Origin of the sequence: Nocardia aobensis NBRC 100429, from assembly GCF_000308375.1 — a bacterium.
In the GTDB taxonomy this organism is placed as follows: domain Bacteria; phylum Actinomycetota; class Actinomycetes; order Mycobacteriales; family Mycobacteriaceae; genus Nocardia; species Nocardia aobensis.
In genome coordinates this window covers 1-17,365 of the sequence record NZ_BAFQ01000142.1, presented here as the reverse complement: position 1 = coordinate 17,365, position 17,365 = coordinate 1, and the positions used below count along the sequence as shown (strand labels likewise).

At 67.4% G+C, this 17,365-nt stretch carries 20 protein-coding genes; 12 read left to right on the top strand and 8 right to left on the bottom strand.

What is annotated here, in order from left to right; genetic code table 11:
• Positions 1 to 10: 10 nt before the first annotated feature.
• The 5 genes from RJ03_RS18140 to RJ03_RS37780 form a co-directional block, all read right to left on the bottom strand.
• Positions 11 to 631: an MBL fold metallo-hydrolase gene (locus tag RJ03_RS18140; RefSeq protein ID WP_232329299.1), complete on the bottom strand. Its 621-nt coding sequence runs from the start codon at positions 629 to 631 to the stop codon at positions 11 to 13.
• The gene (locus RJ03_RS18135; RefSeq protein WP_036504001.1) at positions 628 to 1,710 is read right to left on the bottom strand and encodes an S-(hydroxymethyl)mycothiol dehydrogenase; all 1,083 of its coding nucleotides are present in this window, start codon (positions 1,708 to 1,710) and stop codon (positions 628 to 630) included. The genes RJ03_RS18140 and RJ03_RS18135 overlap by 4 nt, the downstream gene beginning before the upstream one ends.
• A gap of 153 nt (positions 1,711 to 1,863) precedes the next feature.
• Positions 1,864 to 2,148, bottom strand: coding sequence for a hypothetical protein (locus RJ03_RS18130; protein WP_036503999.1), 285 nt, complete (start codon positions 2,146 to 2,148; stop codon positions 1,864 to 1,866).
• Positions 2,129 to 2,308 (bottom strand): hypothetical protein, encoded by a 180-nt coding sequence (locus RJ03_RS18125; RefSeq protein ID WP_157121733.1) that lies wholly within the window; start codon positions 2,306 to 2,308, stop codon positions 2,129 to 2,131. Before RJ03_RS18125 ends, RJ03_RS18130 begins: the two co-directional genes overlap by 20 nt.
• Positions 2,309 to 2,313: 5 nt before the next feature.
• The gene (locus tag RJ03_RS37780) at positions 2,314 to 2,481 is read right to left on the bottom strand and encodes a hypothetical protein (RefSeq protein WP_167331926.1); all 168 of its coding nucleotides are present in this window, start codon (positions 2,479 to 2,481) and stop codon (positions 2,314 to 2,316) included.
• A 195-nt stretch (positions 2,482 to 2,676) separates the two neighbouring features.
• On the opposite strand from RJ03_RS37780, the gene RJ03_RS18120 reads away from it, so the two are divergent.
• The 4 genes from RJ03_RS18120 to RJ03_RS18105 all read left to right on the top strand — a co-directional run bounded on the left by RJ03_RS18120 (position 2,677) and on the right by RJ03_RS18105 (position 4,350).
• Positions 2,677 to 3,555: a helix-turn-helix domain-containing protein gene (locus tag RJ03_RS18120; protein ID WP_036503997.1), complete on the top strand. Its 879-nt coding sequence runs from the start codon at positions 2,677 to 2,679 to the stop codon at positions 3,553 to 3,555.
• Positions 3,552 to 3,755 carry a DUF397 domain-containing protein gene (locus RJ03_RS18115; RefSeq protein ID WP_036503996.1) on the top strand — a complete coding sequence of 68 codons (204 nt, stop codon included), beginning with the start codon at positions 3,552 to 3,554 and terminating at the stop codon, positions 3,753 to 3,755. Before RJ03_RS18120 ends, RJ03_RS18115 begins: the two co-directional genes overlap by 4 nt.
• Before the next feature lie 9 nt (positions 3,756 to 3,764).
• Entirely contained in the window at positions 3,765 to 3,968 is a 204-nt protein-coding gene (locus tag RJ03_RS18110) for a DUF397 domain-containing protein (RefSeq protein WP_036503995.1), read from the top strand.
• Positions 3,969 to 4,146: 178 nt separating this feature from the next.
• A complete protein-coding gene (locus tag RJ03_RS18105) occupies positions 4,147 to 4,350 on the top strand; it encodes a DUF397 domain-containing protein (protein WP_036503993.1) in 204 nt (67 codons plus the stop codon).
• A 251-nt stretch (positions 4,351 to 4,601) separates the two neighbouring features.
• Here RJ03_RS18105 and RJ03_RS35090 read toward each other — a convergent pair whose 3' ends face one another.
• On the bottom strand, positions 4,602 to 5,798 hold the full coding sequence (locus RJ03_RS35090) for an alpha/beta fold hydrolase (RefSeq protein ID WP_051024825.1): 1,197 nt from the start codon (positions 5,796 to 5,798) through the stop codon (positions 4,602 to 4,604).
• A gap of 210 nt (positions 5,799 to 6,008) precedes the next feature.
• Here RJ03_RS35090 and RJ03_RS18090 point away from each other — a divergent pair, with 210 nt between their 5' ends.
• Positions 6,009 to 6,896, top strand: coding sequence for an aldo/keto reductase (locus RJ03_RS18090; protein WP_036503990.1), 888 nt, complete (start codon positions 6,009 to 6,011; stop codon positions 6,894 to 6,896).
• Between the two features lie 11 nt (positions 6,897 to 6,907).
• On the opposite strand, the gene RJ03_RS18085 is transcribed toward RJ03_RS18090, so the two are convergent.
• Positions 6,908 to 7,243: a hypothetical protein gene (locus tag RJ03_RS18085; protein WP_036503988.1), complete on the bottom strand. Its 336-nt coding sequence runs from the start codon at positions 7,241 to 7,243 to the stop codon at positions 6,908 to 6,910.
• A gap of 364 nt (positions 7,244 to 7,607) precedes the next feature.
• Between RJ03_RS18085 and car the strand changes: the two genes are divergently transcribed.
• Together car and RJ03_RS18075 are read left to right on the top strand one after the other, a co-directional pair.
• Positions 7,608 to 11,084, top strand: coding sequence for a carboxylic acid reductase (car, locus tag RJ03_RS18080; protein WP_036503986.1), 3,477 nt, complete (start codon positions 7,608 to 7,610; stop codon positions 11,082 to 11,084).
• Between the two features lie 134 nt (positions 11,085 to 11,218).
• Positions 11,219 to 11,413, top strand: a complete 195-nt coding sequence (locus tag RJ03_RS18075; RefSeq protein ID WP_036503984.1) for a hypothetical protein — start codon at positions 11,219 to 11,221, stop codon at positions 11,411 to 11,413.
• A 79-nt stretch (positions 11,414 to 11,492) separates the two neighbouring features.
• Here the strand turns inward: RJ03_RS18075 and RJ03_RS18070 are convergent, their stop codons facing one another.
• Complete coding sequence (locus RJ03_RS18070; protein ID WP_036503983.1) at positions 11,493 to 12,245, bottom strand: SDR family oxidoreductase; 753 nt, start codon at positions 12,243 to 12,245, stop codon at positions 11,493 to 11,495.
• A 51-nt stretch (positions 12,246 to 12,296) separates the two neighbouring features.
• Here RJ03_RS18070 and RJ03_RS18065 point away from each other — a divergent pair, with 51 nt between their 5' ends.
• The 5 genes from RJ03_RS18065 (at position 12,297) to RJ03_RS18045 (ending at position 17,215) form a co-directional block, all read left to right on the top strand.
• On the top strand, positions 12,297 to 12,614 hold the full coding sequence (locus tag RJ03_RS18065; RefSeq protein WP_051024824.1) for a winged helix-turn-helix transcriptional regulator: 318 nt from the start codon (positions 12,297 to 12,299) through the stop codon (positions 12,612 to 12,614).
• A gap of 206 nt (positions 12,615 to 12,820) precedes the next feature.
• The gene (locus RJ03_RS35085) at positions 12,821 to 13,282 is read left to right on the top strand and encodes a hypothetical protein (protein ID WP_051024823.1); all 462 of its coding nucleotides are present in this window, start codon (positions 12,821 to 12,823) and stop codon (positions 13,280 to 13,282) included.
• 128 nt (positions 13,283 to 13,410) lie between these two features.
• A complete protein-coding gene (locus tag RJ03_RS18055) occupies positions 13,411 to 14,313 on the top strand; it encodes a metal-dependent hydrolase (RefSeq protein WP_036503980.1) in 903 nt (300 codons plus the stop codon).
• The gene (locus RJ03_RS18050) at positions 14,310 to 15,419 is read left to right on the top strand and encodes a PDR/VanB family oxidoreductase (RefSeq protein WP_036503979.1); all 1,110 of its coding nucleotides are present in this window, start codon (positions 14,310 to 14,312) and stop codon (positions 15,417 to 15,419) included. Before RJ03_RS18055 ends, RJ03_RS18050 begins: the two co-directional genes overlap by 4 nt.
• A gap of 32 nt (positions 15,420 to 15,451) precedes the next feature.
• Complete coding sequence (locus tag RJ03_RS18045) at positions 15,452 to 17,215, top strand: SDR family oxidoreductase (RefSeq protein ID WP_373281712.1); 1,764 nt, start codon at positions 15,452 to 15,454, stop codon at positions 17,213 to 17,215.
• The last annotated feature ends 150 nt before the right edge of the window (positions 17,216 to 17,365 follow it).

Sequence of the window (17,365 nt, the reverse complement as noted above, 5' to 3'; positions counted from 1 at the left end):
GCCTTCATCATCAGTGTCCGCGTTTGATCCACTCCGGCAGGTGGGGCGCCTCGGCGCCGATGGTCGTGGAGTCGCCGTGGCCCGTCAGGACCGTGGTGTCCGCGGGCAGGTGCAGCAGTCGGGTGCGGATGGATTCGATGATCGTCGGGAAGCTCGAGAACGAGCGGCCGGTGGCGCCGGGACCGCCCTGGAAGAGGGTGTCGCCGGTGAAGACCGTCTTCTCCGAGGCGAGGTACAGGCTCACCGCGCCGGGGGAGTGGCCCGGTGTGTGCAGGACCTCGATCTCGCTGTCCGCCACCGGGATTCGCTCCCGATCGTGCAGCGGTTCATAGCGGGTGTCGGGGTAGAGCGCACTCCACAGCACCTCGTCGGCCGGATGCAGCCGGATCGGGGCCTTCAGCGCCGCGGCCAGTTCAGTGGCCACGTTGATGTGGTCGTTGTGGGCGTGGGTGCAGATGATGGCGCGCACCGTGCGATCGCCGACGGCCGTGATGATCGGCTCGGCCCGGTGGGCGGCGTCGATGACAACGGCCTCACGGTCGTCGCCGACGACCCAGACGTTGTTGTCGACATCCCAACTGCCGCCGTCCAATTCGAACTTTCCGGAGGTGACGACGCGGTCGATCCTCACAGCGTCACCACCGATCGCAGGACGTCGCCGTGGTGCATGGTGGTGAAGGCTTGTTCGACCTGGTCGAGGGCCACGCGCTCGCTGACGAATCGCTCCAGCGGCAACCGCCCCTGACGGTAGAGGTCGAGCAGCATCGGGAAGTCGCGTTCCGGCAGGCAGTCGCCGTACCAGGAGGATTTCAGCGAGCCGCCGTGTGAGAAGAAGTCGATGAGCGGCATCTCCAGCTTCATGTCCGGCGTCGGCACGCCGACCAGCACCACCGTGCCGGCCAGATCGCGCGCGTAGAAGGCCTGCTTCCAGGTTTCCGGCCGCCCGACCGCGTCGATCACCACGTCGGCGCCGAAACCGCCGGTCAATTCCTGCACCCGCTCGACCACGTCGTCCCCGGCCTCGAGGGTGTGCGTGGCACCGAGTTCCTTGGCCCACTCCAGCTTTCGCGGATCGCGGTCGATCGCGATGATGGTGGTGGCGCCCGCCAGCCGCGCCCCCGCGATGGCCGCGTCACCGACGCCGCCGCAGCCGATGACCGCGACCGAATCGCCGTAGCTCACGCCGCCGGTGTTGATCGCCGCCCCCAGCCCGGCCATCACCCCGCAGCCGAGCAGCCCGGCCACCGCGGGATCGGTCTCCGGGTCGATGACGGTGCACTGCCCCTCGTGCACCAGGGTCTTGTCGGCGAAGGCGCCGATGCCGAGGGCCGGGGTCAGTTCGGTGCCGTCGGCCAGCGTCATGGGCTTGCTCGCGTTGTGGGTGTCGAAGCAGTACCACGGCTTGCCGCGCTTGCAGGCGCGGCACTGGCCGCACACCGCGCGCCAGTTCAGCACCACGTGATCGCCGGGCTGGACGTGGGTGACGGCGTCACCGACGGTTTCCACCACGCCGGCCGCCTCGTGGCCGAGCAGGAAGGGGAATTCGTCGTTGATGCCGCCCTCGCGGTAGGTCAGATCGGTATGGCACACCCCGCAGGCCCGCACCCGCACCACCACGTCGTGCGGACCCGGATCGGGGATGACGATATCGACGATCTCGACCGGGGCGCCCACACTGCGGGCGATGACGCCGCGAACCTTCTGGGACATGGAATCTCCTTTACGCGTCGGGGGTGCCGGTTCACCTTACGGGTCAGTGTATGCCCGCACCGACCGCCTCGGACAGGTGTCCAGACGATAGTTCGGTTTCCGGGTCCCACGCTGGTGTGGTGCTGCCCGGGGCTGCGGCGGGGCACCCGGCGGTCATGAGGCGAACCGGCGGCGGAACTCCTCGCTCACCGCGCACCACAGTGCGTGGTAGTGCGGAAGAAGGGAATGTGCTTGCGCCAAACTCGGCGTGTCGATGAACACCACGCCGTGGCACGAGTACCGCACCACCCGGAAATTCGCGAAACATACGGTGCCGAGGCTTGTTTCGTAATCGGTGAAGTGCGTGATCTCCACCCGTTCGCGGTCGCAGACACGCCACCATGCGGAGGATGCCCCCAGTTTCGTCCGGAAGTGGCCGCTATTCGCGGTATCGGTCACGGTATTTCGCCTCTCCGGCGCGGTTTTCGCGCGCGATCCGGTCGATGATCGCGCGCACGGAATCGCGCGATTCGGGTTTGGAGATCTGCTCGGGCCAGAACACCGCGAGCACGATCACAGCGAGCGGAATACTGATGAGCAGAACGAATTCCCAGAACATCGACCTCACTCCCGACCCGAGTCCGGCACCAGGTGTTTCGCCTCGATCAGCCGCTGCTTCGCCTGCTGTTTCACCGGGCACACGCACAAAGCGCAGTCGATGTGCAATTGCATGATGATATGCGCGTAGGAGACGGTCATGATCGGCATTCGATCGTGGTTGAGCAGTCCCATGGTGGATACTTCCCCTGCGATGTGAAAGTGGTTGTCGGCGTTGAGGTTGCATCGACTCGGCCACGAGTTGTAGTCGAATAGTGGGGATTTCGGGTATCCGTTGCCGTACCGATTGTTTGAACTCGTCTACCAGCAACCTGTCCAGTGGGGACCTGTCCAGAAAACCGGGACACAATCGATAGGGGAGCTAACAACATGGGGTCAGGGAGCACACTCGCGCAACGAGCATTGGGGCGCGAACTGCGTCGGCTGCGAAACCTGAAGGGAATGGGACAATCCCAGGCCGCGCGTATCGCGGAAACGTCACATCAGACCATCGGCCGCATCGAAGAGGGGCAGACGACGAGAATCACGAGCCTCCAGGTGAACGCACTGTGCGACAGCTACGGGGCGAGCGACGAGGAGCGGCGCATCTGCCTGGATCTGGTGAAGGAGATACGGGCCTCGCGGGAGGGGAAGGTGACGGCCAGTTGGTGGAGGGCGTATGCGGACCAGATATCGACCGGGTTCAACCACTACTTGGCGCTGGAGGATGCGGCGGACCGGCTGACGATCTGGAAGACGACCATCGTGCCGGGATTGCTGCAGACGCCGGACTATCGCCGGGCTTTGGCGTGGGCTGAACATCCCGATCTTCCGGGGGAGCAACTGGAACGCCGGATCGAGTGGCAGACGCATCGGCAGGAGCGATTGGGCGATGCGAACGTGCGTATCACGGCCCTTCTGCACGAGGCCGTGCTGGCTGACCAGGTGGGAGGTGAGGCGGTGATCCGCGAACAGTTGAAGTTCTTCGTATCGCTGTCCGAGCGGCCGAATATCAGCATCCGTGTCGTCCCATTCACCGCATCGAGCGCTCTCGGTTCGTACGTCGGTTCGTTCACCTTGTTGGAGTTTCCAGACCTGATATCCGGGCTGGCTCAGCCTCCGATCGTGTACGTGGAGGGTTGGGCGGGTGACCTCTACCTGGAACGGGAGGCTGAGCTGCAGCGATATTTGCCAGCGCTTAGGGAGATTCGTCGTGTAGCGTTGACCGAAGGTGATTCCATAGCACTGATCAAGGAGCGCATGCCGTGAGCAACGACCTGTCCGGGGCTAAGTGGTTCAAGTCAAGCTTCTCGGGATCGACCAAGGACTGTGTCGAGGTGGCGTTCCTCGATGCTGGTGTCGGCGTTCGTGATTCGAAGAACCCGACCGGTCCCGCCCTGATCTTCACCCCCTCGGAGTGGTCCACGTTCACCGCGAGCGTAGAGCAGGGTGACTTCGACCAGGCATAGGAGCGTGCCATGAGCAACGATCTGTCCACGGCGAAGTGGTTCAAATCAAGCCGCTCGGGGGCGAGCAAGGAGTGCGTCGAGGTGGCGTTTCTCAATGACGGTGTGGGCGTTCGTGATTCGAAGAACCCGACCGGTCCCGCCCTGATCTTCACTCCTTCCGAATGGTCCGCGTTCACCGCAGGCGTTCGGCACGGCGACTTCGACCACGCCTGAGGTATCGCGTAACAGCCCCGAGAACCCCCGAAGGTCGATCCTTCGGGGGTTCTGCCGTCCGAAGCCTCTCTTGGCAGGAGGTATGACGCCGAGGGGTGCCCCGGCCGTCGATCTCATGGGACACTAATTGTTCAGCCTCCCAGCCTGTTTCGGCATCATCGACCAAGGAGCGTCTGTCATGAGCAACGACTTGTCCGGGGCGAAGTGGTTCAAGTCGAGCTTCTCGGGCGCGAGCAAGGACTGCGTCGAGGTTGCGTTCCTCAACGAGGGTGTGGGCGTTCGCGATTCGAAGAACCCCACCGGCCCGGCTCTGATCTTCACTCCCGCCGAATGGTCCTCCTTCACCACCAGCGTCCAGCGCGGCCGGTTCGATCGGGCGTAGCCACCTCCGCTCACTACGGTTCGGGAACCCCCGAAGTGCTTCTCTCCCTTGGGCTTCGGGAGTGCTTGCGTATTCGTCCGGCGGTGAGGGCGCACCGGGTGAGTGACGTTCGGTGGGGGGCCCGGACGTTGGTTTGCCTGAACTTTTCGTGCAAACCTCGCCCACATCGACGGAAACCCGCATATTTCCCCGAGGTTTGCACGAAAAGTTCACCCCCAACTGACACAACGCAATTCGAGTCGGGTCCGTTCTCAGCGGAGGTGCCGGTCGGCGAGGGCCCGAGCGGCGGCATCGGGCACGTAGGTCGCGCACGCGGTGATGAGAGCCCGGATCCCGTCAACGGTTTCGGCGGTCAGCGCGGCATGGCGCACCACGTCGAGTTCGTTGGCGACGGTGAGAAGTGCGAAGTCCGCGAGATCGGTGCCGGCTACGGCGACCACCTCGCCGGTGAAGCGGTCGGTGATCGGAAGTGGGGTGGCGCCGAGGTGGGGATAGGTCTCGGCCCGGTCGCACGCGCCGTAGCGGTAGACCAGAGCCTCCGCGTCGTGACCGATTGCCGCGCGCAGACGTGATCGCCGGTCGGGTGACAGCAGCGAGTGTGCGAAGCCGTCCGTCCCGTAGGTGGCGTGGGTGAGTGCGGCCAGCCGAACCCGGTTACCTCCGCCCAGGTCCGCGACCAGTTGCCGCACCCGCTCGAGATGATCGAGGAGATCCCCACCGGGATGCTCCACCCGGGCGGCGCCGAGTTCGCGCAGCAGCGCCAGCGCCGGCCACGGTGTCGTGCGATCCGCGATGGTCTGTGCCAACGCCTCCGGCTGATCGCGGGCGACGAGATGCCCGGCGCCCGGAATCCGGGTCACCATGGCATGCGGAGCCAGCTGGAGCAACCCGTCCGCCTCGACGTCGGTGAGCGATGAGACCCGATCGGCACGGATCAGAAGGATGGGGATATCCAGTTGTGCGGTGATCTGCCGCAGTCCCGGGACGTGGACCAGGACATCGTCGATGAAGTCCGGGTAGACATCCGACAGGCCACCGGCATCGAGAAAGCGCCGCACCCGGCCCGCATCGAGATTGGGCACCACATCCACCAGAACCAGCCCCGTGACCTTCGCCCGGGTACGCGGATCGCCCAGTGCCGCAACGGCGGCGAGCCCACCCAGTGAGGCACCGACGAGCACGCATCCGGGTTCCGCATCGACTATCGCGGCAATATCGCCCGCGCACTCGTCCAGCCTCCTGAGTGACCCGCCGCTGTCGCCGTGGCCGCGCTGATCGAAAGCGACACACCGTAATCCGTCCTCGACAAGTCGCTCCACGACGGGATCCCACACCTGCCGCCGCTCACCCCCGGCATGCAGCAAGACCACCGTCGGCCCATCGCCGACCTCGTCCCCGTACAGGTCTACATCGGGACGCGCAATATGCCGCGCTCGCACCACATCCATGGTCTACCCCCGTGCGATAGTCAGGCCGTTCACGATAGTGCCACGCTGTGAGCCCCGCCGATCCCGCGTCCGGCTGAACTTTTCGTGCAAACCTCGCCGCCGATGACGGAAATCGCCACATTTCGCCGCGGTTTGCACGATCAGTTCACCTCCGCACCTGTCCACAGGCGCCGACACGTTTACCCGCCACATCGGGGGTAGGACCTGGACATGACGACTACACCGCTGCTGACCCTGAACAATGGCGTCCGGATGCCCGCGATCGGGCTGGGGGTCTTCCAGACGCCGCCCGACGAGACGGCCGCGGCGGTCGATGCCGCGCTGGCGACCGGGTATCGGCATATCGACACCGCGGCGGCCTACGGGAACGAACGCGAGGTGGGGGAGGCGATCCGGGGCTCGGGCGTGGACCGTTCCGAGGTCTTCATCGAGACCAAGATCTGGATCAGCGACTTCGGTTACGACGCGACGTTGCACGCGTTCGACAAGAGTGCCGGCAAACTCGGTGTCGACCGGATCGATCTGCTGATCCTGCATCAGGCCCTGCCCTCGCGATTCGATCTCACCGTCGACGCCTACCGTGCGCTGGAGCAGTTGCTCGCCGACGGTCGCGTCCGTGCGATCGGGGTCAGCAACTTCATGCGCGAGCACCTCGAGAATCTGCTGAAGCAGACCTCCGTGGTCCCGGCGGTGAATCAGATCGAGGTGCATCCGTATTTCCGCCAGCCCGACGTCCTCGCCGCCGACGACGAGTACGGAATTCTCACCCAGGCCTGGTCGCCGATCGGTGGCATCACCTTCTACCGCGACAGCGGACACACCAGCACCCTCGACGACCCGGTCATCACCGCGATAGCCGAGGCGCACGCGAAGACGCCGGCCCAGGTGATGTTGCGCTGGGGCCTGCAACAGGGCCGCTCGGTCATCCCCAAATCGACACGGCCGCAACGCATCGCCGAGAACTTCGACGTCTTCGACTTCGACCTCACCGGTGCCGAGCTCGCGGCGATCGATGCCCTCGACACCGGACAGCGCGGCGGCCCCGAACCCGCCGACGTCACCCTGGAAACCTTCGGCATCGACATCCCGGAACCCTGACCGGCGGTCGCTCAGGCGCCGTAGCCGTCCGCGGCGACCTGGACGAACTCCGGAGCAGCGGGCTGCGCGCGGCCGGAGCGCAACCGCTGGGAGATCGACTGTTCTCGGCGAACGTCCCGCAGTGCCTGCTCGACGGATCGCCGAATGTCGCGCGCCTGTTTCCTGACTTCGAGCCGCCGGCACGCGACTATCACCGGCGCACCGGAATCTTTCCGATGATGCACACGATCGTCGTCCGCAGGGACCTGCTGTGCGAACGTCCGCGTCTCGCGCGCGAGGTATTTCGGCTCTTCTCCGCGGCGAGGGAATCGGCCGCCGAATATTACCGCCGCGAGCGCCGGGTCCATCAGGTCCGGACGATGGTTCCGTGGGCGAACGCAGTGGTCGAACACAACATCGCGCAGTTCGGCGACGACCCGTGGCCCTCTGGCATCGCGGCCAACCGCACCGCGCGCGACATTTCCTGCGCTATCACTTCGAGCGCGGGCTCTCCTCGCGGCGTCGGAAGGTCGAGGACGTCTTCGCGCCGGACCTGCAAGACAGCTGACGGTGGCGCAATGTGAGTAGCCGTTTCCGTCACGGTGTAGCGAATTGTTGCCGCGAAGGCTTGACGAACGGGTAGTTAGCGGAGCTAAGTTAACCGTGATGCGCGCTACAGTGGCGCGTGGGCGACGACTCGTCCGCCGGTTGACGACCCAGGGAGACCCACCCATGCCCGATGACGTGCAGAAGGCCGAGCGTAAACGGCGCCTCGCGGCGGCGATGGCCGACGACGAGATGCGCGCGGCCTGGCCGGATGCGGACGTCAGCGCCGCACTCGCGCGTCCCGGGCTGCGGCTGGCCGAACTGATCGACACGGTCATGACCGCGTACGCCGACCGTCCGGCCGTCGGGCAGCGGTCCGGTGAAATCGTCGTCGATGCCGAGGGGCGCCGGGTGTGGCGGCTGCTGCCGCGATTCGAGACGCTGAGCTATCGGCAGCTGTGGTCGCGCGCCGGTGCGCTGGCGAGTGCCTGGCAGGCGGCGGGGCTGCGGGCCGGGGATTTCGTGTGCACCGTCGGATTCGTCAGCAGCGATTACGTCACCGTCGACCTCGCGGGCGTGCGGCTCGGCACCGTGGCGGTGCCGCTGCAGGCCACTGCCGCTGTCGCGCAATGGCATTCGATCATCGCGGAGACCGAGGCGCGGGTGCTGGCCTGCAGCGCCGAACTGCTCGACGCCGCCGTCGAGGCCGCGCTCGCGAGTGTGACGATCGGGCAGCTGGTCGTCTTCGACAGCGCCGACGACGATGCCGAACGCGCGGCGGTCGCGGCGGCTCGCGCCCGGCTGGCCGAATCCGGTCGCGAGATCACGCTCGAATCGCTGCACGACCTCGTCGAGCACGGTCTCGCCCTCCCGGCCGTACCGCTCGCGGGCGTGCCCGGCGACGACCCGTTGTCGCTGCTCGTCTACACCTCCGGCAGCACCGGAACGCCCAAGGGCGCCATGTACACCGACCGTCTGGCCGCCGCCATGTGGTTGTACACCGGAAAGGCGCCGGTGCCCGCGATCACCCTCAACTATCTGCCGCTCAGCCATGTGGCCGGGCGCCTGCAACTGGGCGGCACGCTCGCCCGCGGGGGCACCGCCTACTTCACCGCACGCAGCGATATGTCGACGCTGTTCGAGGATCTGGAGCTGACCCGCCCCACCGAACTGGTTTTCGTGCCGCGCGTCTGCGAGATGCTGCTGCAACACCATCAGGGCGAGGTGGAGGCCCGGGTCGCGGCCGGCCGTGAGCGCGTCGTCGTCGAGGACGAGGTGAAAACCGCACTGCGCGAACGGCTTCTGGGTGGCCGCTTCCTCGGCGCGATGTGTGCCAGTGCGCCGCTGGTGCCGGAGATGCGCGCCTTCATGGAATCCGTCCTCGGCATCGGCCTGCACGACGGATACGGTTCCACCGAGGCCGGCGGCAGCGTCATCGTCGACAACGTGGTCCGGCGCCCACCGGTCCTGGACTACAAACTGGTCGACGTGCCCGAACTCGGCTACTTCGGCACCGACCGGCCGCATCCGCGCGGGGAACTGCTGCTCAAGACCACCACCATGTTCCCGGGCTACTTCAAACGCCCCGAGATCACGGCGGAGATGTTCGACGCGGACGGCTTCTACCGCACCGGTGACGTGGTCGCCGAACTCGGCCCCGACCATCTGGTCTACGTCGATCGCCGCAACAACGTGCTCAAGCTGTCGCAGGGCGAGTTCGTCACCGTGGCGAAGCTGGAATCGGTGTTCTCCACCAGTGCGCTGATCCGCCAGATCTTCGTCTACGGCAGCAGCGAACGCGCCTATCTGCTCGCGGTGATCGTGCCGTCCGAGGAGGCACTGACGCTCCCCGATCCCCGTGCGGCACTGGCCGAATCGCTGCAGCAGCTGGCGAAGGAGGCCGGGCTCGACAGTTACGAGATTCCGCGCGACTTCCTGCTCGAGACCGAACCGTTCACCCAGGACGACGGCCTGCTGTCGGGAATCGGAAAGTTGTTGCGGCCCAAGCTGAAGCAGCGCTACGGCGAGCGCCTGGAGCAGCTCTACGCCGAACTGTCGCGGGAACAGGCCGACGAACTGGCCGCACTGCGTCACGGCGCCGCGGACCGCCCCGTGCTGGAGACGGTCGGCCGGGCCGCGCGGGCCCTGCTGGGCTGCGCGAGCACCGATATCCGGCCCGAGGCGCATTTCACCGACCTCGGTGGCGATTCGCTGTCGGCGCTGTCGCTGTCGAATCTGCTGACCGAACTGTTCGGCGTGGAGGTGCCGGTGGGCACCATCGTCCATCCGGCGAATACGTTGCGGCGCTTGGCCGAATACATCGACGACGAACGGCACGAGGGCGGCCGCCGCCCCACGCTCGCCACCGTGCACGGGCCCGGCACCCGCGTACGGGCCGCGGATCTGACCCTCGACGCGTTCATCGACCACGAAACCCTCACCGCCGCCAAGTCTCTGCCGCCCGCGTCGAGCCCGCCGCGCACGGTGCTGCTGACCGGGGCCAACGGCTACCTCGGCCGGTTCCTGTGCCTGGAATGGCTGGACCGGCTCGACGCCTGCGACGGCACGCTGATCTGTGTGATCCGCGGCCGTGACGCCGAAGCCGCGCGGGCGCGCCTGGACGAGGCGTTCGACAGCGGGGATCCCGTTCTGCTGCAACGATATCGGGAGCTCGCGCAACGGCGGCTGACCGTCCTGCCGGGCGACATCGCCGAACCGAACTTCGGACTGGACGATGACCGGTGGCGCGAACTCACCGAAACCGTCGACCTGGTGGTGCACTCGGCGGCGCTGGTCAATCACGTCCTGCCCTACGACCAGCTGTTCGGGCCGAACGTGGTCGGTACGGCCGAGGTCGTCCGCCTGGCGATCACCGCGCGCCGCAAACCGGTGACCTATCTGTCCACCGTCGCGGTGGCCTCCCAGGTCGACCACTTCACCGAGGACGGCGATATTCGCGGGACCAGCCCCGAGCGGGTCATCGACGGCGGCTACGCCAACGGGTACGGCAACAGCAAATGGGCCGGTGAGGTGTTGCTGCGCGAGGCGCACGACCTGTGCGGGCTGCCGGTCGCGGTCTTCCGGTCGGACATGATCCTCGCGCACAGCGAATTCGCCGGGCAGTTCAATCTGCCCGATATGTTCACGCGGTTGCTGCTCAGCGTGCTCGCCACCGGTCTCGCGCCGGAATCGTTCTACCGCCCCGCCGCCGACGGGAGTCGCGCCCGCGCTCACTACGACGGCCTGCCCGCGGACTTCACCGCCGCCGCGATCACCGCGCTCGGTCCCGGCGCCGACGGCGGATTCGAGACCTTCGATGTGCTCAACCCGCACGACGACGGCATCGGCCTGGACACCTTCGTCGACTGGCTGGTCGACGACGGTCACCGCATCACGCGCATCACCGACTACGCCGACTGGCTGGGGCGGTTCGAGACCGCACTGCGCGCCCTGCCCGAACGGCAGCGGCGGCATTCGGTACTGCCGTTGCTGCACGCCTTCCGCCGCCCGGCCCCGGCCATCGCGGGATCGGCGCTGCCGGCCGAGCGGTTCCGAGCCGCGGTGCGTGCGGCGGGAACCGGCCCGGACGGCGACATCCCGCATCTGAGCCGGGAATTGATCGGCAAATACGTCCGGGATCTGACCGCGGCGGGTCTGCTGTGAAGATTGCCGAAACCGGACACGCCCGGGGCCTGCCGGGCGTACCGTTTTGCCCCACAGCGTTGGTCGGCGAAGGCGCCGAGGGCGACCGCGTCGCCCCGGAGCGCTCGCCGAGTGCGACAAGGAGGTCGATTCCGGTGCACCGACTCGAGAAGTCCGCTCTGTGGCGCTGTGTGCTGGACGGATTGTCCGCACTGGGTGCGGGATTCGGCGCGATGGTTCCGGTCTACCTGAACGAATGCCACGTCGACGACTACCACGACGCCGAAGCAGCGGAGGCCGAATGGGATTGGTCGATCCCGTACCAGTGGTTCGACCACGCCAACGGGTGAGCGTCCGCGCACGGTGGTCGCTTCGCAGCGAGGGGTCGGAGCGTGGCCGTGGCGGTTCCGCCGACTTCGCGTCCGGCGATCAGGTAGCCGGATCGGGCGCGGTGGCCAGGTAGTCGGCCCCGCCGACATAGACGGTGTGCCCGGGCTCGGTGTCGGCCGTGGTGGCATCGGCGATCGCGGTCGCGAACTCGTCGATCGTCGGCAGCGCGCCGTGCTCGGTCCGCGCCGCCACCGCGTCCGGATCGCGGCGTTCGAGGAGGCGCACGATGATGGTGCCCTCGATCATGTCGCCCGATACGACCGTGAAACCGATACCGCGCGAGTGGAATTCGCCGATCATCGCGCGCAGCGCGTCCTCACCCGCCCGCTTGCTCAGCGCGATGGGCTCGTAGTCCGGCGGGGTGGGTTTGCGGCCGTGGAAGTGCGCCTGGTGGCTGGTGACGAACACGATGCGTGATCCCGGGGCCAGCAGCGGTAGCGCCAGGCGGACCAGCCGCACTTGGGCGTCCCGGTTGATCGACATCGCGTAATCGGGCGCCGCGCCGTGTTCCAGCCCGCCGGAGGCGTTGAGGATCAGCACGTCCAGCCGCCCGAACCGGGTGCGGATCTCCTCGATCATGGCCGCCGCCGCCTCGGGATCGGACAGGTCGGCGCCCACCGGCGTGGCCACACCACCGTCCGCCGCGATCGCCTCGGCGAGATCGCTTGCCCGCCTGCGCTTCTCGCGATAGTTCAGGACGACGTGATCGCCGCGCCCCGCGAGAATCCGGGCGGTCTGCGCCCCGATACCGCGGGAAGCGCCGGTGATCAACACGATGCGTTGTGAATCCACCCGGTACTCCCACTCGTTGCTTCTATTTCAGAATCACTATGGTGGTTCGAAATGAGAAGTGCAAGAGAGCGCGAGGGTGGCCCGCAGGCGGCGATGGCGCTGCTGGGGCAGCGCTGGATGCTGCGCATCGTCTGGGAACTGGCGCCGGGACCGCTCGGTTTCCTCGAACTGCGCCGGCGCATGGACAACTGCTCCTCGAGCATGCTCTCGGTGCGGCTGCAGACCCTGCAAGGCGCCGGTGTGATCGTCAAACGCGCCGACAAGGCCTACGAATTGTCCACGGCCGGAAGTGAACTCGTGCGGGCGCTGGAACCGCTGTGGGCGTGGGCGGCGGACCACCTGGATCCGGACGCGACGGTGGGCGAGTAGTCGGCCCGGTGAATCCGGCCGGGCGGTCGCGATCCGGCATCGGTGGGGACGCCCGGCGGAACCGTGGCGGTGGGAGCGCGTGGCAAGGGGTGCGGATTGCGCGTTTGCGCCGGTGCTGCGAGCGCCCGCCCGCCGAAGCGATCCACTAGGTTTGTGAGACACGCCCACGGGCGGCGGGTGGAGTTCGACGAGATCTGGGGACTGACATGAACGGTGACACGATTCGGCGCGGTAGCCGTCCGCTGTTCGGCGCGGCCGCGGCTGCCGCCCTGCTGATACTGGCCGGCTGCGGCTCGTCCGACTCCGGCAACGCACGCCCGGCCGACTCGGTCGCGCCGAAGGCGACCACCACCAGCACGGTCCCGGAAGTTATCGACTGTTCCTTCAGTAAGCCGGCGGTCCGGCCGGCGAACATGATCCTCGCCTGCGCAGATCTGGGCGCCCAGGTGGAACAGATCGTGTGGCAGAGCTGGGGGCCGGATCAGGCCCAGGGCGACGGGATCGAACGGGACAACACCTGTGAGCCCAACTGCGCCGCCGGTAAGTACGTCACCAAAAAGGTGCATCTCACGCTGACCGACGTCGCGCGGCCGGGCAATGTCTTCACCAAGGTGACCACCCTGGATGCCGACGGTCACACCTACACCTGGCCGAGAACCCCGCGGTGATTCGCTCCGGCGGCTAGAATTTATGTGGTACTCAGGGTGTCGCTTACCGCCGAATAATTGCTACGCTGCTGTAGCAACGGTGCCGGTGCGGCCGGAACCGATGGCCGAGATGACGACCAGGAGTACCAATGAAGTTACTTCCCATGCGCAATCGTGGCGTGGGCGATCCCGGTGAGGTGGCGCTGCACGCGCGCAACGTGCAGTTCGACTGGCGAGCCACGCCGCTGCACTGGCTGGCCGCCGAACCCATCGCCTCGCATGTGTTCAACTCGCTCAACCTGCTGCTGCCCGAGGGCGAGCGGATGTTCATCCAGACCTTCTCCGAGGCGCTGCCGCTGATCAAGGACGAGAAGCTGCGGGAACAGGTCATCGGCTTCATGGGGCAGGAGGCCATGCACGCCGAAACCCACAACGATTCGCTGCAACAGGTGTTCCGCGCCCACGGCGTCGACGTCGACAGCTACGCGCGGCAGATGGAATACATCTTCCGCAAGGCGCTGGGCCCGCGGGACGGGCAGTCACCGCGCGAGGAGTTCCAGACCCTGGTCGAACGGCTGGGCTTCATCGCCACCCTCGAGCATTTCTTCGCCTTCCTCGGCGATTGGATCATCAACGCCGATCTGGAGCGGTTCGACGCCGCGCCCAACATGCTCGACCTCTATCGCTGGCACGGCGCCGAAGAGGTCGAACACCGCTTCGTCGCCCACGATGTCGCCACCTACTTCGAGGTCGGCTACATGCGCCGCTGCGCGCTGATGGCGATCACCTTCCCGATCTTCGTGGCGCTGCTGCTGCGCGGCACCAAATATCTGGTGCACCAGGACACCGAGCTGCCGGACATGGGGTATCCACGCATCGTGGGCAAGGCGCTCGGCGCGATGTGGCGGGGTGCGCTGCCCGGAATTCCCTCGCTGCTGTGGTCGGCGCTGTCGGTGGCCAAACCCGGATACACCCCGGCCTCGGTCGGATCGACCGCGCAGGCCGTCGCGTATCTGGCGAAATCGCCTGCGGCACAGGCACTCGCGTCGTGACGACGCGCAGGCCCGTCCCCGCCGAACTACCGCCCGACCTCTACGGCGGGCGCGGTTGCGACCGGCCGATCCGCATCATCGGCGCGGTCGCGGAGGCGCGGATGCGGTGGGCGTCGCTGATCCACCGGCGTCCGGTGACCGGCGCCGTCGACAGCGGCCGCGTGCGGGTGCGGGTGGTCGAGCGGCGGATCGAGGCCCACGACGCGGACGTGGTGAGCCTGGTGCTGCGCGCCACCGACGGCAGCGCGCTGCCGACCTGGCGTCCGGGCGCCCATCTGGACCTGGAACTGCCCTCGGGCCGGTTGCGGCAGTACTCGCTGTGCGGTGACCCCGCCGATCGGTATCACTATCGGGTCGCGGTGCGCCGGATACCGGGCGGGCTCGGTGGTTCGGTCGAGGTGCACGACGACCTCGGGGTCGGCGCCGAACTCACGATCCGCGGGCCTCGCAACGCCTTCCCGTTCGTCCTGCCCGGCCACGGATCCTCCGCTGCCCGTGTACATTTCGTCGCAGGCGGCATCGGGATCACGCCGATTCTGCCGATGGTGCGGATGGCGCATCGGCTGGGCGTGGACTGGACCATGGTGTACACCGGCCGCAGCCGCGACACCATCCCGTTCCTCGCCGAGATCGAATCCTTCGGCAGCCGGGTCACGGTGCGCACCGACGACGACGGCGGTCTGCCGACGGCGGCGGATCTGCTGCCCGGCGTCGGCGTCGACACCTCGGTCTACTGCTGCGGACCGGTCCCGATGACCTCGGCGATCGCCGCGGCGGTGCGCGAAATGCCCGGCGTGGAACTGTATTCCGAGCGCTTCTCCGCCGCGCCGGTGGTCGACGGAAAGCCGTTCCGCGTCGAACTCGCCCGCACCGGTGAGGTGCTCGACATTCCCGCCGACCGCACGGTACTCGACGAAGTGCTGCGTGTCCGGCCCGATATCGCCTACTCCTGCCGGCAGGGTTTCTGCCGCACCTGCAAGGTCCGGGTACTCGACGGGCAGCCCGATCATCGCGACACCGTCCTCACCCCCGCCGAGCGCACCGAGGGCGAACTGCTCATCTGCGTATCACGGTGTGCGGGTGAACGTTTGGTGCTCGACCTCTGACATCCACTGGCCCCCTCCTCGAGGAGATTCTCGTGACCGACACCGCGCCCGTCCCGGACACCGAACATTTCGTCCGCAACGGTGAATTCGATATCGCCGTCTACGAATACGGCGATCCCGCCGCCCCGACCATGCTGCTCGTGCACGGCTGGCCCGACGACCATCACCTGTGGGATCGCGTGATTCCCCTGCTGGCCGGGCGTTTTCACGTCGTCGCCTACGACACCCGCGGCCACGGCCGCTCCACCCGCACCGATCGCACCGAGGATTACGGACTGGACCGCTTCGCCTCCGACTTCTACGCGGTCGCCGACGTGGTGAGCCCGGACCGGCCGGTGCACGTGCTCGCCCACGACTGGGGTTCGGTCCAGGTGTGGGAGGCGGTGTGCGAGCCGCAGGCCGCCACCCGGGTGGCCTCGTTCACCTCCGTGTCCGGCCCGAATCTCGACCACCTGGCGAAGTGGACCCGGAATCGGATGGGCCGCGGCGCGGTGTGGGGGCCGGCCACGCAGTTGCTGTCGTCCGCCTACACCTTCCTGTTCATGACGCCGGGGCTGAACAAGGCGGTGATGCGGCCGCTGTCGTCGGAGAAGGTGTGGAAGCGGTTCATCGGCGTGATGAACGAAACCTCGCCGGAGAACGTCAAACTCGGCCCGGCGTTCCGCCAGGACTTCTTCGACGGGATGCGGATCTACCGCGCCAACATCGTGCCGCGCATGCTCGGCCCGCGCGAGCGGCACACCGAGGTTCCGGTGCAGCTGGTCATCGCCCGCCGCGACATCGCCGTGCGTCCGGCCGGGTACGACGACACATCGAAGTGGACCGATCGGCTGTTCCGGCGCGAGATCGCGGGCGGGCACTGGCTGCCGTTCTCCCATCCGGAGCTGCTGGCCACCTCGGCCACCGAACTCGCCACGGCCGTCGACACCGGTGACTATCCGCGCACGCTGCGCCGCGCCGAGGTCGGTGCGCAGGCCGGGCCGTTCACCGATCGGCTGGTCGTGATCACCGGCGGCGGCAGCGGCATCGGCCGGGAAACGGCGCTGGCCTTCGCTCGCCGCGGCGCCGAGGTCGTCCTGTCGGATCTGAACCTGGATGCTGCCAAGGAGACCGTCGAACTGATCACAGCGGCCGGTGGCAGTGCCCACGCCTACGCCGTCGACGTCTCCGACGAAGCGGCGATGAGCGAACACGCGAGCACGGTGATCGCCGCCCACGGCGTGCCCGACATCCTGATCAACAACGCCGGCATCGGCCAGGCCGGAGACTTCTTCGACACCTCCGCCGCCGAATTCGACCGGGTGCTGCGGGTGAACCTCGGCGGTGTGGTCAACGGCTGCCGCACCTTCGGCGCCGCCATGGCCGAGCGGGGACTCGGCGGACATATCGTCAACCTGTCCAGCATGGCCGCCTACAGCCCACAGCAGGGTTTCAGCGCCTACTCGACCAGCAAGTCCGCGGTCTTCATGTTCTCCGACTGCCTGCGCGCCGAACTGGCCGGCAAGGGTATCGAGGTGCACACCATCTGCCCCGGCATCGTGCACACGAATATCGTTGCGACAACGAAGTTCTCGGGCCTGTCCGACGACGCCGAGGCCGCGAAGCAGGCCCGCTACGACGCGCTGTACCGCAAGCGCGGCTACGGCCCCGAGAAGGTCGCCGACCGGATCGTGCGCGCGGTGGAACGTCATCGCGACATCGTGCCGGTCACCCCGGAAGCCCACCTGCAGTACCACTTCAGCCGACTGGCCCCGGCCCTGCACCGCTTCGTCGCGGCACGGGTGAAGCTGACGTAGGGGGGCTTTCGCCGGGGCCGCGCGGGTGCGGTTCGACCGCCAACCGTCGAGGAACGAGCGCAGCCGACCGGTGCGAAACGTCCGCGATCAGCCTCGCGCGACCGCACCCGACCACATGCCGCGGCGGCGGGAGACCGCATTCACTCCGGA

Excerpts from the sequence above, each read along its gene's own strand:
- RJ03_RS18085 (WP_036503988.1), bottom strand. The coding sequence starts at position 7,243 with ATGGACCCGGCGCTCGCGGCGGTAATATTCGGCGGCCGATTCCCTCGC.
- RJ03_RS18065 (WP_051024824.1), top strand. The coding sequence starts at position 12,297 with ATGAGAAGTGCAAGAGAGCGCGAGGGTGGCCCGCAGGCGGCGATGGCG.
- RJ03_RS18055 (WP_036503980.1), top strand. The coding sequence starts at position 13,411 with ATGAAGTTACTTCCCATGCGCAATCGTGGCGTGGGCGATCCCGGTGAG.
- RJ03_RS18135 (WP_036504001.1), bottom strand. The coding sequence starts at position 1,710 with ATGTCCCAGAAGGTTCGCGGCGTCATCGCCCGCAGTGTGGGCGCCCCG.
- RJ03_RS18090 (WP_036503990.1), top strand. The coding sequence starts at position 6,009 with ATGACGACTACACCGCTGCTGACCCTGAACAATGGCGTCCGGATGCCC.
- car (WP_036503986.1), top strand. The coding sequence starts at position 7,608 with ATGCCCGATGACGTGCAGAAGGCCGAGCGTAAACGGCGCCTCGCGGCG.
- RJ03_RS35085 (WP_051024823.1), top strand. The coding sequence starts at position 12,821 with ATGAACGGTGACACGATTCGGCGCGGTAGCCGTCCGCTGTTCGGCGCG.
- RJ03_RS18120 (WP_036503997.1), top strand. The coding sequence starts at position 2,677 with ATGGGGTCAGGGAGCACACTCGCGCAACGAGCATTGGGGCGCGAACTG.
- RJ03_RS18125 (WP_157121733.1), bottom strand. The coding sequence starts at position 2,308 with ATGTTCTGGGAATTCGTTCTGCTCATCAGTATTCCGCTCGCTGTGATC.
- RJ03_RS37780 (WP_167331926.1), bottom strand. The coding sequence starts at position 2,481 with ATGGGACTGCTCAACCACGATCGAATGCCGATCATGACCGTCTCCTAC.
- RJ03_RS35090 (WP_051024825.1), bottom strand. The coding sequence starts at position 5,798 with ATGGATGTGGTGCGAGCGCGGCATATTGCGCGTCCCGATGTAGACCTG.
- RJ03_RS18110 (WP_036503995.1), top strand. The coding sequence starts at position 3,765 with ATGAGCAACGATCTGTCCACGGCGAAGTGGTTCAAATCAAGCCGCTCG.
- RJ03_RS18105 (WP_036503993.1), top strand. The coding sequence starts at position 4,147 with ATGAGCAACGACTTGTCCGGGGCGAAGTGGTTCAAGTCGAGCTTCTCG.